The organism is Streptomyces sp. NPDC090445 (genome assembly GCF_044769385.1).
Lineage (GTDB): Bacteria > Actinomycetota > Actinomycetes > Streptomycetales > Streptomycetaceae > Streptomyces.
In genome coordinates, this window is the sequence record NZ_JBIVXV010000023.1 from 27280 (window position 1) to 40664 (window position 13385).

The following is a 13385-nucleotide window of genomic DNA, read 5'->3' on the forward strand; positions in this document are numbered from 1 at the left end:
CGTTCAGGCCTCAGGCGTCCGCACGATGGGCTGGTGCCTCTCGCTGCTACTTCGGAGCGAGACGACAGGCCTGGGTCGACACGTTCTTGGAGATGCCGGCCGCTTCGAGGCTGCTGACGCAGCTGGTCTGGTCGCCGAGCTGGCCCGCGTAGCACGCCTGCCGGACGTCGTTCGTGACCTGCATCTTCTGCTGCGCGACATACTGCTCGCAGGCCTGGATGTCCGCGTGGGCGGCCGGGGCGGCGAAGACGAAGCCGCCGGCGGAAAGCGCCAAGCCGACGAGGATGCTCGGGATACGAGCCGACGGACGCATGCGGATGCACCTGCTCTCTCGGTCGGTCACGCGATCCGCGGGTGCGCCGGACCGCGGGCGGGGGCGACACAGAGCAGGCACTCCGAGGGGTGACCGGCTCGACGGTACGGTCACCCTCGCCCTTCCGACGCTAGAGCACCCCACGGGCGTACGCACGTCCGGCCGCTCGGCCGCCCGGGCGCCCCCGGCCTCCGGTCCTCTGCCGTTCAGGACCCCCGGCGCATCGAGAGGATCTCCCGTCCGCGCTCCTCGGTGATCACCTCGGCCAGGACCGGGTGCGCCAACAGCACCACGGGGGCTATGTGGTCCTCGTCGACCGGGCGCCACAGCGCCATGGCCGCCCGCAACTCGGGCCACAGGGAGTCCGGAAGGCGCCGCACGGTGTGCGTGGGGTCCTCCCCGGGCTTGTTCGCCGCTGCCCCCGGCTCCGGCCCCGGCTCCGGCCGGAGGAAGGCGGGGTCGGTGTTCAGCCGGTCGAGGATGTCGTGCACCGCCCGGTCGAACTCCGGGTTTCCGTAGGTCAGTCCGTTCGGGTCGAACTCGTCGCGGTCGAAGCCGACGGCCATCGCACGGGCTTCCTCCGAGCCGCAACTCCCGAGGAGCCGCAGGGGGGTGCTTCCCCACATCGGGGCTCGCTGCTCCTCGGCGTAGACCAAGGGCAGCAGCTCACGGGTGAAGAGGGGCGTCCGGAGGAAAACGGCCCGCTCCCGCTCCTCTTTGACGACGGCGACCCGTTCCAGGGGGACGGTGTGCGTGTCGCCGAGAATGGTGAGCATCTGGAAGCGCAGCAGGCGGGCCCGGCCGTTGCCGAACCGCGACGCCTCCTCCAGCACGGTCAGCGGCTCCTCCACCGCTCCGTCGAGCGCGGCGAGCCGGGCCCGCTCGACCTCCGCGTCCCAGTGGTCGCGCGTGGCGCCCGGCGGACGGCAGAGCGCGTGGAAGGAGACGTACTGGTCGTACATGAGGTCATGGAAGGAGCGGAAGCGCGTGGGGCCGCGGCCCGACCAGGAGGCGAGCCAGTAGGCGGCCCATTCGCCGTGCTCGTCGACGTCCTCGGGATCGAGGAACATGACCGCGGCGTCGCCGTCGAGGGACAGGCACAGCGAACGGGCGATGATCCTTCCTTCGGGCTCCTCGTCGCTTTCGTGGAACTCGGTGCTCCGGTAGGCCTTGATCCAGCGGGAGCCCTCGTCGGTGTCGGCCATCCAAGCGAGCCCGGAAGCGCCCGCGAGGCGGTAGATGAAGACGCCGGCGTCCCGCCAGCCGTCGGTGGTCAGCAGGAACTCGCGGAGCGAGGGCGGCAGCGTGCGGCCCAGGCGGGCCTCGGCGGCCGCGAGTTCCTCCGCACGCGCAGGGGCGAACCCGAGCCAGCGCCCCCGCGCGACCTCGGCCTCCAGCGGCAGGTCCTGCTCGGGGTCGTGCGCGTCGACCCGTTCCTCGCTCCAGCGCTTGAGGAACGGTTGCCACTGCTCGCGGATCACGGGTGCACTGCCTTTCCCTGTCGATGTCACTCGGTCAAGGACAGCACACGGGTCTGACATGGTTCCCGCGGTCGCATGGACCTGCGCCGCCCGGACAGCCGGGCGGCGCCGCCGCTGCCGCGGCCGTGGCCGTGCCGTCAGACGAAGGCCTCGCTGGAGTCGGAGGCCAGGGCGGACAGGTCGATCGGTTCGCCCGCTTCGAGCGCCGCCGCCCGGATGTTGCTTTCCACCTCCTCGTCGGCTGCGTCGAACTGCGGCCGGCCGAGTTCGAAGGTGGCGCTGGCGAAGCGGCCCCGGGCGGCGTGGGCCGGGTCGGGATGGGGGTTGCGGTAGAGCTGCGCGGCGCGGTCACGCAGTTCGAGCATGGTGGGGATGGCGAGGGCCATGTGCCGGGGGCGGCCGTTGAAGGCGGAATCGAGGTAGCGCAGCAGGACGGCGTAGCGGGAGTTGAAGGCCACGGCCTGGTCGTACACCCCGCTGGTGCCGGCGAACTTCCGGTAGTCGGCGACCTTCGAGTCTCCGTGGATCGGGTAGGCGTCGTCCCAGGTGACGTCGATCAGCGGCCCGCTGGGCTGGTCGTCGGGGCGGTCGTGCAGACCGTAGCTGCGCCCGGTGTAGATCTCGTTGAAGCGGAAGTAGTGGGCGAGTTCGCGCTGTTCGCCGAAGAGGAGGTCGTTGCTGTTCCAGATGCCGGCGCCGACGCCCTCGCCCTGCTCGCTGATCGTCTTGACGGCCAGTTCGGCGGTGGCGAGGTCGAGGACGGGGAAGACCTCGCCGCCGGAGTTGTAGAAGTCCTCCGGGCCGACCTGGTGGCCGGGCTTCGTCCCGGGGAAGACCGCGTCGTGGCCGAGGGTCTCGACGAGGTACTCCAGGCCGCTCCGGATGGCCTCGTAGAACTGCCCGATGGAGGTCCACCCGGAGCCCCGGGCGGCATCCGGCGTCATCTCCCTGGGCTGTTCGATCCGCAGGAACGTCTTGAGGGCGGCGGGGGAGAAGTGCTGCAGTCCGATCGCCGGCACGCTGTCGCCGCTGAAGGGCAGCTTCGCCGGGTATTCGGCGACGAAGCCGGTGCCGACCTTCGGGGTGCCGCCGACCGCGTTGAGCAGGTTGGCGACCAGCGTCATGTGGAGCATCTCCTCCACCAGGACGGCCCGGATGCCGTAGTACGCGGCGCGGTTGGTACCGGGGCGGATGGTGTACATGCCGGTCATGTAGACCGGGATGGTGAGGTGCTCCACCTCCAGGGCCGCCTGGAGGTACTTGTGCAGGTCGGGCAGGGTTTCCGGCCGGCCGAAGCCCTGCGCGTCCAGTTCGAGTGCGGTGATCACGCGAGTACCTCCAACTCGTCCGCCGAGCCGTCCGGTCGCTGTCCGTCGGCGCTGCGGATGCCGGCCGGCCGCCGGTCGAGGATCAGGTCCTTGTGGATCTGCTCCGCGCTGCGCAGGGCGAGGGCCAGCATGGTGATGGTGGGGTTGCTGGTGCCGATGGAGGGCATGCTGCCGCAGCCGACGGCGTACAGGTTCGGGTGCTCCCAGGTGCGCTGGAACCCGTCGACCACGGAGGTCGTGGCGGAGCTGCCCATGATGTGGGTGCCGGCTCCGTGCCCGGCTCCGCTGTAGGCGAGGTGCTCGGTCACGCCGTTCAGCGTGTGCTCGAAGTGGCCGAGCGGGGGCACGCCGTCGCGCGGCGCGTGATGGGTGTAGTCGGTGGCGCCGAGGCTGTGGAAGATCTGCCGCGCGACCTGGCGGGCGGCGAACAGCCCGTCGCGGGTGTGCTGGTCGAGGTCGTAGGTGATGATCGGGCGGAGGTTGCCCATGGCGTCGCGGTAGCGGCGGTCGATGGTGACCCGGTTGGCGGGGTTCGCCGACTGCTCGACGGCGATCTGCAGTTGGAGCTGCCGGCCGATGGCGGAGCCGAGCAGGAGGCGCAGCTCCGGCCCGAACACGCCGTCCGGGCGGACCTCGCCCGCCCGGTCGCCGCCGACGCCGAGGGCGGTGGCGACGTTGCTCATGGGCGCGCCGGTGGCCCAGCCCCAGCCCCAGTTGCCGATCTCGATCCGGAACGGGGCCCGCCGGCGGCGTCCCGCCCCGAAGCGGAACGCCTCCCAGCCGGAGGTGTGCCCGGGCCCGCGGAACGGCCCGACCGGCCCGTCGCCCTCGTCGGCGAGGGCCCAGTTGAGGATGGTGGGATGGTCCATCAGGTTGCGGCCGACCTGGTCGCTCTCGTTGGCGAGCCCGGAGAACAGCAGCAGGCGGGCGTTCTCGATGGCGTGCGCGGCGAGGACGACGATGTCCGCCTCGACCACGTACGAGCGGCTGACCGGCGAGGCCGGGTCGGTGTACGTACGGAACTCCACACCCCCCACCCGGCCGCCGCGGGTCACGCCCCCGAGGCGGACCCGGGTGGCCACACAGCGGGTGGCGAGCGTGACCGTACGCGCGAACCGGGCCTGCTGGCGCAGCGGGTGGGACTTGGCCTGCACCGGGCAGATCGGCACGCAACTGGCGTTGCCCACGCAGCGCTCGCCGTAGTTCGGCAGCCCGACCGCGCTCTCGGGCCGGTACGGGACCGGGGAGTAGGCCGGGTTCGGGGTGGAGTTGCGGGCCTGCGGCAGGCTCCTGATCTGCAGCTCGTACGACTCGGCGGCGATCTCGTCCCGGATGTGCGTGCCGTTGATGTCCGTGCAGTACTGGTCGATGTAGCTGGCCGGGATCTGGTGCATCGGATAGACGTACTCGTCGCTGGCGACGACGCCGATCGCGCGCTGGTCGTCCGCGTTCCCGGCGACGCCCAGCTCGTACTCGGCCCGGGCGTACCAGTCCTGCAGCTCCTGCGCACCGATCGGCCAGCTGCGGCCGTAGCCGTACTTCTCGGTGGCGAAGTCCTCGGGGTGCATGCGCGGCACCGCCCCGAGCCAGTGCATCGCCGCGCCGCCGAGCTCGCGCAGGTAGTCGGTGCCGTAGGGGAGACGGCCGTTCTGGACGAAGTAGCCGTTGGCGGTGAACTCGGGCCGGCCGGGCTTCGGGTCGCGGACCGGGGCGAGGTCGAGGACGTCCGGGAACGGGGCGGCGACGCTGCGCCGGTAGGCGGAGTTGGGCACCTTGGCCACGGCGGAGTGGAAGGTGGACAGCGAGTCCAGGTAGCCGGGCCAGGTCTCGGTGCCGCCGTTGCCGGCCTCCAGGATCAGGACGCGCCAGCCGAGGACGCCGAGCTCCTTGGCGATGAGGCTGCCGGACCAGCCGCCGCCGACGATGACGACGTCGTAGCGCCGGCGGACGGCTTCGTCCGCGCTGACGGTCTCGGTCATGCGTGCTCCTCCGGAGTGCCGGGCCGGGTGGCGGCGGTGGGAACGGCGGACGGCGGGATGCTGCGCGAGGCGCGGTAGCCGGGCAGCAGATGGTCGGGGACGGCGTCCAGGGCGACCTCGGCGGCCAGCCCGGTGTGGTACGGGACCGCGCCGACACCGAGGTCGTCGCGCAGCGCCGTGGTGTCGGGCTGGGCCGGCGGCCGGACCGCCCACGTCCCGAAGCCCGGCGGCTTGGCGCCGGACGGGTGGCCGTGGAAGGTGCGCCACACCAGGCCCTCGACGTACGCCTCGGGCGCGACGACGAACTCCTCGTTGGCCATCTCGCGGCGCAGCGCCGCGTGCGCGGCCGGCGCCAGGCGCGGCCAGGCCCCGGTCAGCCACATGTAGGTCAGCGCCCGCGCCACCTCCAGGTGGGTGGGGGACAGGTCCTGCGGACCACGGCGTGCCGAGGCGGCCGCGGTCCACGCGGCCCAGAACTCGGCGAACCGGTCCGGCCCGACCTGCAGGCGGGCGGTCTCCAGGTAGCGCTCGGCCATGCCGGTGGCGTACAGGTCGAACGCGGGGAACCCGGTCAGTGGGACACAGCGGTCGACGAAGTCCTCGACCTCTTTCGTCACAGCGGGAACAGTCATTACGCTCCTCTCGCACGGGGGGAGGGGGAAGGGTGGGGTCGCCCGGACGGCGGCGGAGGCCGCACCTCGTACGGTTCCCGGGCGAATCGCCTCGCATCATGGCCCGGATCGGGGTCGCCTCGTCGGCCGCAGGGGAGCGAGAGGCGGGTTTCACCCGACCGGGCGGTGACTGCGCCGGTGCATGCGCCCATTACGCGCCGCCGCACGCCAGGGTCGGGCCGGCCGTTTCGCCTGTCGAGGCCGTGCCGAGGCGCTCCGGGACGTGAGGCCGGGCTCGGGACCTGTTCGATACCGCACCCTGCGGTGCCTGCCGTCGTTGGTCGGGGTATGAAGAAGATCATCACCGGTGTCCTTGTGGCCGCCTTGACTGTTGTTGCTGCCGGTACGGCCGAGGCGGACGAAGACCATCGTGACTCGCACAACGGGCCGGTCGTCGCGTTGATCAACACCGGGCAGATCGATGACCCGCTGGAGGACGTGCTGGAGCACACGCTGAACTTGGGTGATGGCTACAAGTCGAACTGACCGGACGAGCGTTCCCCTCGGTCCCCACTTGCCGTACGGCTTCGTGCCGGGGCGAGGGCATCGTCGTGCGCCGGCGCCGGCGCCGGCAGCAGCAGCCGGCGCCGAGCCGAAGCCGTGCTGCACCGGCCGTTCTTCCGGCATCCTCCTCAAGGCGGAGTGCGAACCGGCGTTCCGCCTGTTTGGCTCTCGGGTGAGGAGACCGGATCGAGGGGGCGGGCCGTGTTGGATTTTCTGCTGCAGATCGGTGTTGACAGCCTGTTGACGTGGGGTCATGAACGGCGCAAGAGCGCGAAGACAGCTCGCACGTTCGCGGCAGGAGCGGAGGTGGGTTTCACCGCTTGCCTGCTCGGTGACCGTCCGTACTGCCGGGCTTCGTCTCTGGTCTTCCTCTGGGCCTCGCAGAGCACGCTTCACGTCACGCCGACCGAGTTCGCGGACCTCCATCGAAGCCGGATCCCGGTGGATCGGTTGGAAGCGGTCCGGGTTCGGCCGAGAGGGGGCACGGATTCCCGGTTGGTTCAAAGAGGCTGGCAGGTGCTGGAATGCCGTGACGGTGACTCTGCGGTGCTGTTCGGCTGTGCTCCCGATTCCATGCAGTACGTGACAGCCGCATGGAAGGGACGGGGCACCGGCGGGCCGCACGCCGGACAGGCTGGACCCGGCCGACCGGGCTGACGTGGCACCGGCCGCCCCAACCGGCGCTTTCGGGTGGTCAGGTGGTCGGGGGGTCAGCCGGCCAGTGCCGCGAGTTCGGAGTCGGCGCGCTGGGTGACGAGGGCGAGGACCCGGCCGGCGGCGGCCAGGTCCTCGGTGGGGATGCCGCCCCAGATGCGGGCGGTGACGGGGGCCGTGGCCGCGGCGACGGCGGCGATCAGCTCGCGCCCTGCGTCCGTCGGGCGAACGGACGTGTCGTCCGTGGCGAGCAGCTGCTCGGCCAGCAGCCCGTCGAGGGTGCCGCGGATGTCGGCCGGATCGGCCTTGAGCGAGCCGCGGACCTGGGCGGTGAGGTCGTCCGGGGTCTGCGGGGCGTCGGCGGTGACAGCGGCGCGCAGCACGACCTGCTGCCGGAACGTGATGCCGTGCCGGGCCAGGACGTGCTCCAGGACGCCGCGGGCGGCGTAGTGGGCCAGGCCGAGGGTGCGGGCGTCGGCGAGGGGCGCGGTCGTGGTCGTGGTGGATGCGGTCGTGGTCATGGAGTTGTCCCCTTGATGCTCTCGTCGTTCGGTACGGGTGGAGCGAGAGGTGCGTCGAGCAGGGTCATCAGCTCGTCGGTGAACGCGCGTGTCCGTGGGGCATCGAGCCCGCCGAGCGGCTCCAGCAAACCCTGAAGCAGCTCCTGGACCACCCCGATGGCCCGCCGCGTCACGGCCTCGCCCTGCTCGGTGAGCGCGAGCTGGACGGCGCGCGGATCGCGGGGATCGCGGGTGCGTTCGATCAGCCCGGCCGACTCCAGGGCGCGCGCCAGCTTCGAGACGTACAGCGCCTCCAGGCCGGTGTGGTCGGCGAGTCGGCGCTGACTGGGCCGCTCGCCGGTGCGCTGCATGCCGTAGAGGGACGCGACCAGCGAGTACTGCGCGTGGGTGAGCCCCAGCGGGCCCAGCGCACGATCGACCGCGACACGCCACTTGTTGGCGAGCCGCCACACGAGGAAGCCGGGCGTGGGACCCGGTGAACCCTTGCTCATGGGCAAATAGAGTACATGGCTATTATATCCATGGCTACTATTTCTTGAGGATGGACCCGGATCGTCGGGCGTGCCAGGGGCCGCTCATACCCTGGTCTCAGGGGGTGCTCACCCGGTTGGGGGGAGGGGGTCGTGCCGGAGGGCGATGCCGCGCCGCCGCGGTCGATGCGACGTTCAGGGCATGACCGGTACTGAACGGACGATGGAGGCGCTCTGGAGCGCCTGGTGGCAGCGATGGCCGCGTTGGGTGGCCTGGGCGACGACGCTGTGGGCGGTGCTGTACGCCGGCTTCGGCCTGGCGTGCGCGCTGAGCGGGACCTCGTTGCTCTACCACGGCGGCGGCTCGGGGGCCTCCGGGCTGGGTTGGGCCGTCGTGGCGGTGGGTGCGCTTGCGGCGCTGGCCAGTGGAGGGGTGGCGCTGCACGGACTGCGGCCGGTGCTGCGGGTGCTGCTCTGGGTGGTCTGCGCCCTGGTCGGGATTGCCGCGTTCAGCCTGCTGATGGATGTGATCGCGCTGATGCTCGGCCAGGGAGTGGACAGTCCGGCCTCCGCTGCGAACAAGGCCCTCGCGGCGGTCGGGGCGGTCCTGCTCGCGGCCACGGCGCGGTCCGACCGGCGGCCCGCCGGTGCAGCCGTACGGGTGCCGTCCGCCGCGCCGCGGTTCACCCAACTCGTCGCCTGGGCGGGGTCGCTGGCCTTTGTCCCGTACGCGGCGATGAAGCTGGTCTGGGCGTTCGGCGGGACGTTCGCGGGGGTCACCGGTGAGGAGATGCTCGCGACCTTGGAGCGGAACGGCGCCTCGGGGGTCTTCCTCACGTTGGAGGGGTGGGGCCTGGATCCCACCGTGCTGCTGGCCGTGCTCGGCGTTTTCCTGCTCTGGGGCCTGGTCCGCCCGTGGGGGCAGGTCTTCCCGCGCTGGACGCTGTTCCTGCGCGGCCGACGGGTGCCGCGCTGGCTCCCGCTTGCCCCGGCCCTGCTCGGCGCTGCCACGCTCGCCCCGTACGGCGTCGTGGGGGTCGGGTACCTGGCGCTGGCCACGTCCGGAGTGGTGACGATGCGGCTCGGCGACTTCCATTCCTCGGGTGACGCGCTGTTGGCCGGCTGGGTCGGGGTGGTCGCCTTCGCCGGTTACGGCATCGCCCTGACCGTCGCGGCCCGCTCGTACTGGCTTCGGACGCGTCCCGTCGGCCGGATGGCCGGATGGTCGGCAGTGCGGAGTGACCGCCGGGGTTGACGCCCGAAAGTATGAGTGGTTTATTACTCACATGCAGACGGAATCGCAACGCCAACGCCGGCTCTCCACAGCGGAGGAGCGCCGTGAGACGGTGCTCCGCACCGCGATCGGTGCCTTCGCGGCCCGGGGGTACTTCGGGACCACCACCACGGAGGTCGCCAAGGCGGCCGGCATCTCCCAGGCGTACGTCTACCGGCTGTTCCCGAACAAGGAGGCCCTGTTCGCCGCGGTGGTCGAGCACTGCTTCGCCCAGGTCCGTGCCGCGCTGGAGCGCGGTGCGGCCGAAGCGAAGGGGGCCTCGCCCGAGCTCGTCCTGGCCTCCATGGGGGATGCGTACGCCCGCCTGATCAGCGACAATGACCTGCTGCTGGTCCAGCTGCACGCCCAGGCGGCCGCCGTCTCCGAGCCGGTGATCCGCGAGGCGGTCCGCGCGGGGTACGCCCGCGTCGTGGAGTACGTCCGCGGCGCGTCGGGCGGGGACGAGCGGCAGGTCCAGGAGTTCTTCGCGATCGGCATGCTCTGCCACCTCGTCGTCTCGCTCGGCGTGGATGCGACGGATGCGGCGGATGCGGTGGAGGCGCCCTGGATGCGCACGCTCGCCGCGGGAATCACGCACTACTGAGCCCGGACTCACCCCGAGTGTGCGGGGCGGCCCGTGCCGGTCATCCGGCCGAGCCGCCCCTTTCGGGCCCAAAAAGTGAGTGGTTAACCACTCACGCATTGCTGGAGGGGAGTGTGACACGCCATGCCGCACCTCGCGGAAGAACCGAACGCACACGGCACCGCCGACACCCGGCCCGCACAGCGGGGCGCGCTCGCCGCGCTGGCCGCGGCGCAGTTCGTCGTCGTCCTGAGCACGTCCGTCGTCAACGTCGCGCTGCCGCGCATCCGGGACGGTGTGGCCCTGTCCGACACCGGCATGTCCTGGGTGGTCAACGCCTACGGTCTCGCCTTCGGAGCCCTGCTGCTCCTCGGTGGCCGCGCCGCCGATCTGGCCGGCGCCCGGCGCGCCCTGGCCGCCGGGCTGGGCCTGTTCGCCGCCGCCTCGGTCGCGGCCGGGCTGGCCGGCACCCCCTGGCTGCTCATCGGTGCCCGCGTCGCCCAGGGCGTCGGCGCCGCCGCGGCCGCCCCCGCCGCGCTCGCCCTCGTCATCCGGCTCTTCCCGCCCGGCGGCGCCCGCGCCCGTGCCCTGGGCGTCTGGGGTGCCGTCTCCGGAGCGGGCGGCGCGGCCGGGGTACTCCTCGGCGGCGTACTGACCGAGGCCTTCGGCTGGCCCTGGATCTTCCATGCCTGCGGGCTCGGCGCGGCCCTCGCCCTCGCCGCGGCACTCCGCCTGGTCCCCGCCGATCCCGTCCGGCCGCGTACCGGCGTCGGCCGGAGCCGCGTCGACCTCCTCGGCGGGCTGTCCGTCACCGCCGCGGTCGCCGCCCTCGTCTACGGGCTCACGGCCGTCCGCAGCTCCGGCCCGGCCGACCCGCACGTCCTCGGACCGCTGGCCGCCGCAGGAGTCCTGCTGCTGCTCTTCCTGCGGGCCGAGCGCCGCCACCCGGCACCGCTGCTGCCGCCCGGGCTGCTCCGCCAGGGACTCGTCGCCCCCGCCAACCTCCTGATGGCCCTGCTCGGCGCCGTCTGGGTCGGACTGTTCTACTACCTCCCGCTGCTCCAGCAACAGGTCCTCGGTGCAGGCCCCTTGACCGCGGGACTGGCCCAAGTCCCCCTCGCCGCCGCGAACATGCTCGGCTCCGCCCTGGCCCCACGCCTCGCCGGCCCGCTCGGCCCGTACCGCACCCTGGCTGCCGGTCTCCTCGCCCAGGCCGCCGGACTCCTCTGGCTGGCCCTCCTGACAACGCCGGGTACGAGCCTGACCGGGCTCACCGGCCCGACGACGCTCATCGGCCTCGGCCTCGGCATCGCCTTCGTCCAGCTCACCGGCGCCGCGGTGAGCGGCGTCCGCCCGGCGGACGCCGGAGTGTCCGGCGGGCTGGTCAACACCACCCGCCAACTCGGCGGCGCCATCGGCCTGGCCCTCCTGGGCAGCCTCGCCACCACCGTCACCACCCTCACCACCACCGCCACCGGCGGACCCGCCGCAGACGCGGCTGCCCTCGCCGACGGCTATCGGGCGGCCTTCCTCCTGGCCGCCGCCACCGCCGCCGCATCCGCGGCCCTCACCCCCCTGCTGTCCCGCCGCGCCACCGGCCGGCCCACCTCAGCCCCGACCCCCGACGCGCCCACCACCCGAGGAGCCCACCGATGAACCCCACCACCCCGACCCCCCACACCATCGACGAGTCCGCGCCCGCCGTCGTACGGCTCGCCACCACCGTCCACGCCCCGCTCGCCCGCCTCTGGGACCTCCACACCGACATCGCGGCCTGGCCCACCTGGAACCCCGACATCACCCGGGCCGAGCCCGCCGGCCCGCTCGCAGTCGGAGCCGTCTTCCACTGGCACACCCACGGACTCGACATCACCTCCACGGTCCTGGAGCTCGTCCCCGGCCACCGCATCGTCTGGGGCGGCCCCGCGCACGGCATCGACGGCATCCACGTCTGGACCTTCCAGGAGGCGGCCGACGGCACGGTGACCGTCCGCACCGAGGAGTCCTGGAGCGGAGCCCCCGTCGACGCCGACCCCGATGCACTCACCCAGGCACTCCGGCAGTCCCTGGAAGGCTGGCTGGCCGCCCTGAAGACCACGGCCGAACACCGCTGACCGGCCCCGATCCGTATCCGTATCCGTATCCGTATCCGAATCCGTATCCGCACCCCGCCACCTCACGACCCCACCCACCGCACCCACCCCGAAGGGACCGCCCGCCATGACCACCAAGCCGCCCTACCTCACCGGCCACTACACCCCCGTCACCGACGAGATCACCGCCACCGGCCTCACCGTCGAGGGCACCCTCCCGCCCGAGCTGACGGGCCGCCTGATCCGCAACAGCCACAACCCCAAGCCCGGCATCACCCCCACCCACTGGTTCAAAGGCAGCGGCATGGTCCACGGCATCCGCCTGCGCGACGGCCGCGCCGAGTGGTACCGCAACCGCTGGGTCCACACCCCCGCCCTCGACGGCGCCCCCTACATGACCGAGCACGGCCCCGACCTGACCGCCAGCACCGCCGGCACCCACGTCATCGAACACGGCGGACGCCTCCTGGCCCTGTGCGAGTCCGCGCTGCCCTTCGAGCTGACCCCCGACCTGGAGACCGTGGGCGCCTTCGACTGGAACGGCAAGCTCACCTCCGCGATGACCGCGCACCCCAAAGAGGACCCGGCCACCGGCGAACTCCACTTCTTCGCCTCCTCCCCCCTCCCGCCCTTCCTCATCCACCACGTCTCCTCACCCGACGGCACGGTGCTGCGCAGCCAGGAGGTACCGGGCGCGACCGCCGCCCTCAAGCACGACTTCGCCCTCACCGAACACCACGTCGTCTTCCTGGAGGGATCGGTCACCTTCGACCCGTCCGACCACTCCGGCATCCCGTACGCCTGGAGCGACGCCCAGCCCACCCGGATCGGCGTGATGCCCCGCGGCGAGGGCGGAGCCCGCCAGGTCCGCTGGTTCGACATGGCACCCGGCTACGCCATGCACCTCGCCAACGCCTACGAGGACGCCATCGGCCGCATCGTCATCGAAGGCCCGGCCGTCGGCCGCGAGGGCTGGCAGCGCTCCTGGAACTGGTGGGTCGGCGCCCCCGACCGCGGTGCCGAACCCAACTCCGGCTCCCGCGCCACCCGCTGGACCGTGGACCTCGTCACCGGCCGCGTCACGCAGGAGCACACCGACGACCTGACGGTCGAATTCCCCACCATCAACGACGCGTTCACCGGACGCGAGCACCGCTACCAGTACGCCCTGTCCTTCCCCGACGACCTCGGCATCGGCGCCCACGCCCTGGTCAAGTACGACCGCATCACCGGCGCCCGCCAGATCAAGCCGTTCGGCACCGGCCGGCTCCCCGGCGAGGCCGTCTTCGTCCCCGCCGGCAGGGCCACCGAGGAGGACGGCGGCTACCTCCTGACCGTCGTCAGCGACCTCAACTCCGACAGCTCCCGGCTCCTGGTCCTCGACGCCTCGGACCTGGACCTGCCGCCGGTCGCCACGGTCCACCTCCCGCGCCGCGTCCCCGCCATGATCCACGGCTCCTGGATCCCCGACGCCGCCCTCTGACGGGCACGATTCCCCCCTCACGGCGCCGGCAC

At 72.4% G+C, this 13385-nt stretch carries 13 protein-coding genes; 6 read left to right on the forward strand and 7 right to left on the reverse strand.

Going from position 1 to position 13385, the window contains the following annotated elements; genetic code table 11:
* Nucleotides 1-46 precede the first annotated feature (46 nt).
* The 5 genes from ACIQUT_RS30735 to ACIQUT_RS30755 form a co-directional block, all read right to left on the reverse strand.
* Nucleotides 47-274, reverse strand: a complete 228-nt coding sequence (locus ACIQUT_RS30735; protein WP_403567630.1) for a hypothetical protein — start codon at nt 272-274, stop codon at nt 47-49.
* Between the two features lie 245 nt (nt 275-519).
* Nucleotides 520-1794 carry an SMI1/KNR4 family protein gene (locus tag ACIQUT_RS30740; RefSeq protein ID WP_403567632.1) on the reverse strand — a complete coding sequence of 425 codons (1275 nt, stop codon included), beginning with the start codon at nt 1792-1794 and terminating at the stop codon, nt 520-522.
* A gap of 137 nt (nt 1795-1931) precedes the next feature.
* Nucleotides 1932-3122 (reverse strand): ferritin-like protein, encoded by a 1191-nt coding sequence (locus tag ACIQUT_RS30745; protein ID WP_403567634.1) that lies wholly within the window; start codon nt 3120-3122, stop codon nt 1932-1934.
* Nucleotides 3119-5101 (reverse strand): GMC oxidoreductase, encoded by a 1983-nt coding sequence (locus ACIQUT_RS30750; protein WP_403567636.1) that lies wholly within the window; start codon nt 5099-5101, stop codon nt 3119-3121. Before ACIQUT_RS30750 ends, ACIQUT_RS30745 begins: the two co-directional genes overlap by 4 nt.
* On the reverse strand, nt 5098-5733 hold the full coding sequence (locus ACIQUT_RS30755) for a hypothetical protein (protein ID WP_403567638.1): 636 nt from the start codon (nt 5731-5733) through the stop codon (nt 5098-5100). The genes ACIQUT_RS30750 and ACIQUT_RS30755 overlap by 4 nt, the downstream gene beginning before the upstream one ends.
* A 327-nt stretch (nt 5734-6060) precedes the next feature.
* On the opposite strand from ACIQUT_RS30755, the gene ACIQUT_RS30760 reads away from it, so the two are divergent.
* Nucleotides 6061-6258, forward strand: coding sequence for a hypothetical protein (locus ACIQUT_RS30760; RefSeq protein ID WP_403567640.1), 198 nt, complete (start codon nt 6061-6063; stop codon nt 6256-6258).
* 728 nt (nt 6259-6986) lie between these two features.
* Here the strand turns inward: ACIQUT_RS30760 and ACIQUT_RS30765 are convergent.
* Together ACIQUT_RS30765 and ACIQUT_RS30770 are read right to left on the reverse strand one after the other, a co-directional pair.
* Nucleotides 6987-7451 (reverse strand): MarR family transcriptional regulator, encoded by a 465-nt coding sequence (locus ACIQUT_RS30765; RefSeq protein WP_403567642.1) that lies wholly within the window; start codon nt 7449-7451, stop codon nt 6987-6989.
* Entirely contained in the window at nt 7448-7942 is a 495-nt protein-coding gene (locus ACIQUT_RS30770) for a MarR family winged helix-turn-helix transcriptional regulator (protein ID WP_403567644.1), read from the reverse strand. The genes ACIQUT_RS30765 and ACIQUT_RS30770 overlap by 4 nt, the downstream gene beginning before the upstream one ends.
* 181 nt (nt 7943-8123) lie before the next feature.
* Here ACIQUT_RS30770 and ACIQUT_RS30775 point away from each other — a divergent pair, with 181 nt between their 5' ends.
* The 5 genes from ACIQUT_RS30775 (at nt 8124) to ACIQUT_RS30795 (ending at nt 13353) form a co-directional block, all read left to right on the forward strand.
* Entirely contained in the window at nt 8124-9176 is a 1053-nt protein-coding gene (locus tag ACIQUT_RS30775) for a hypothetical protein (protein WP_403567646.1), read from the forward strand.
* Nucleotides 9177-9207: 31 nt separating this feature from the next.
* The gene (locus ACIQUT_RS30780) at nt 9208-9798 is read left to right on the forward strand and encodes a TetR/AcrR family transcriptional regulator (RefSeq protein ID WP_403567648.1); all 591 of its coding nucleotides are present in this window, start codon (nt 9208-9210) and stop codon (nt 9796-9798) included.
* A 123-nt stretch (nt 9799-9921) separates the two neighbouring features.
* Nucleotides 9922-11433 carry an MFS transporter gene (locus ACIQUT_RS30785; protein ID WP_403567650.1) on the forward strand — a complete coding sequence of 504 codons (1512 nt, stop codon included), beginning with the start codon at nt 9922-9924 and terminating at the stop codon, nt 11431-11433.
* On the forward strand, nt 11430-11891 hold the full coding sequence (locus ACIQUT_RS30790) for an SRPBCC family protein (protein WP_403567652.1): 462 nt from the start codon (nt 11430-11432) through the stop codon (nt 11889-11891). Before ACIQUT_RS30785 ends, ACIQUT_RS30790 begins: the two co-directional genes overlap by 4 nt.
* Before the next feature lie 106 nt (nt 11892-11997).
* Nucleotides 11998-13353 carry a carotenoid oxygenase family protein gene (locus ACIQUT_RS30795; RefSeq protein ID WP_403567654.1) on the forward strand — a complete coding sequence of 452 codons (1356 nt, stop codon included), beginning with the start codon at nt 11998-12000 and terminating at the stop codon, nt 13351-13353.
* Nucleotides 13354-13385: the final 32 nt, after the last annotated feature.

Bases quoted from the DNA above. Each gene is read 5' to 3' on its own strand.
- ACIQUT_RS30750 (WP_403567636.1), bottom strand. From the start codon at position 5,101: ATGACCGAGACCGTCAGCGCGGACGAAGCCGTCCGCCGGCGCTACGAC.
- ACIQUT_RS30755 (WP_403567638.1), bottom strand. From the start codon at position 5,733: ATGACTGTTCCCGCTGTGACGAAAGAGGTCGAGGACTTCGTCGACCGC.
- ACIQUT_RS30760 (WP_403567640.1), top strand. From the start codon at position 6,061: ATGAAGAAGATCATCACCGGTGTCCTTGTGGCCGCCTTGACTGTTGTT.
- ACIQUT_RS30765 (WP_403567642.1), bottom strand. From the start codon at position 7,451: ATGACCACGACCGCATCCACCACGACCACGACCGCGCCCCTCGCCGAC.
- ACIQUT_RS30770 (WP_403567644.1), bottom strand. From the start codon at position 7,942: ATGAGCAAGGGTTCACCGGGTCCCACGCCCGGCTTCCTCGTGTGGCGG.
- ACIQUT_RS30775 (WP_403567646.1), top strand. From the start codon at position 8,124: ATGACCGGTACTGAACGGACGATGGAGGCGCTCTGGAGCGCCTGGTGG.
- ACIQUT_RS30780 (WP_403567648.1), top strand. From the start codon at position 9,208: ATGCAGACGGAATCGCAACGCCAACGCCGGCTCTCCACAGCGGAGGAG.
- ACIQUT_RS30785 (WP_403567650.1), top strand. From the start codon at position 9,922: ATGCCGCACCTCGCGGAAGAACCGAACGCACACGGCACCGCCGACACC.
- ACIQUT_RS30790 (WP_403567652.1), top strand. From the start codon at position 11,430: ATGAACCCCACCACCCCGACCCCCCACACCATCGACGAGTCCGCGCCC.
- ACIQUT_RS30795 (WP_403567654.1), top strand. From the start codon at position 11,998: ATGACCACCAAGCCGCCCTACCTCACCGGCCACTACACCCCCGTCACC.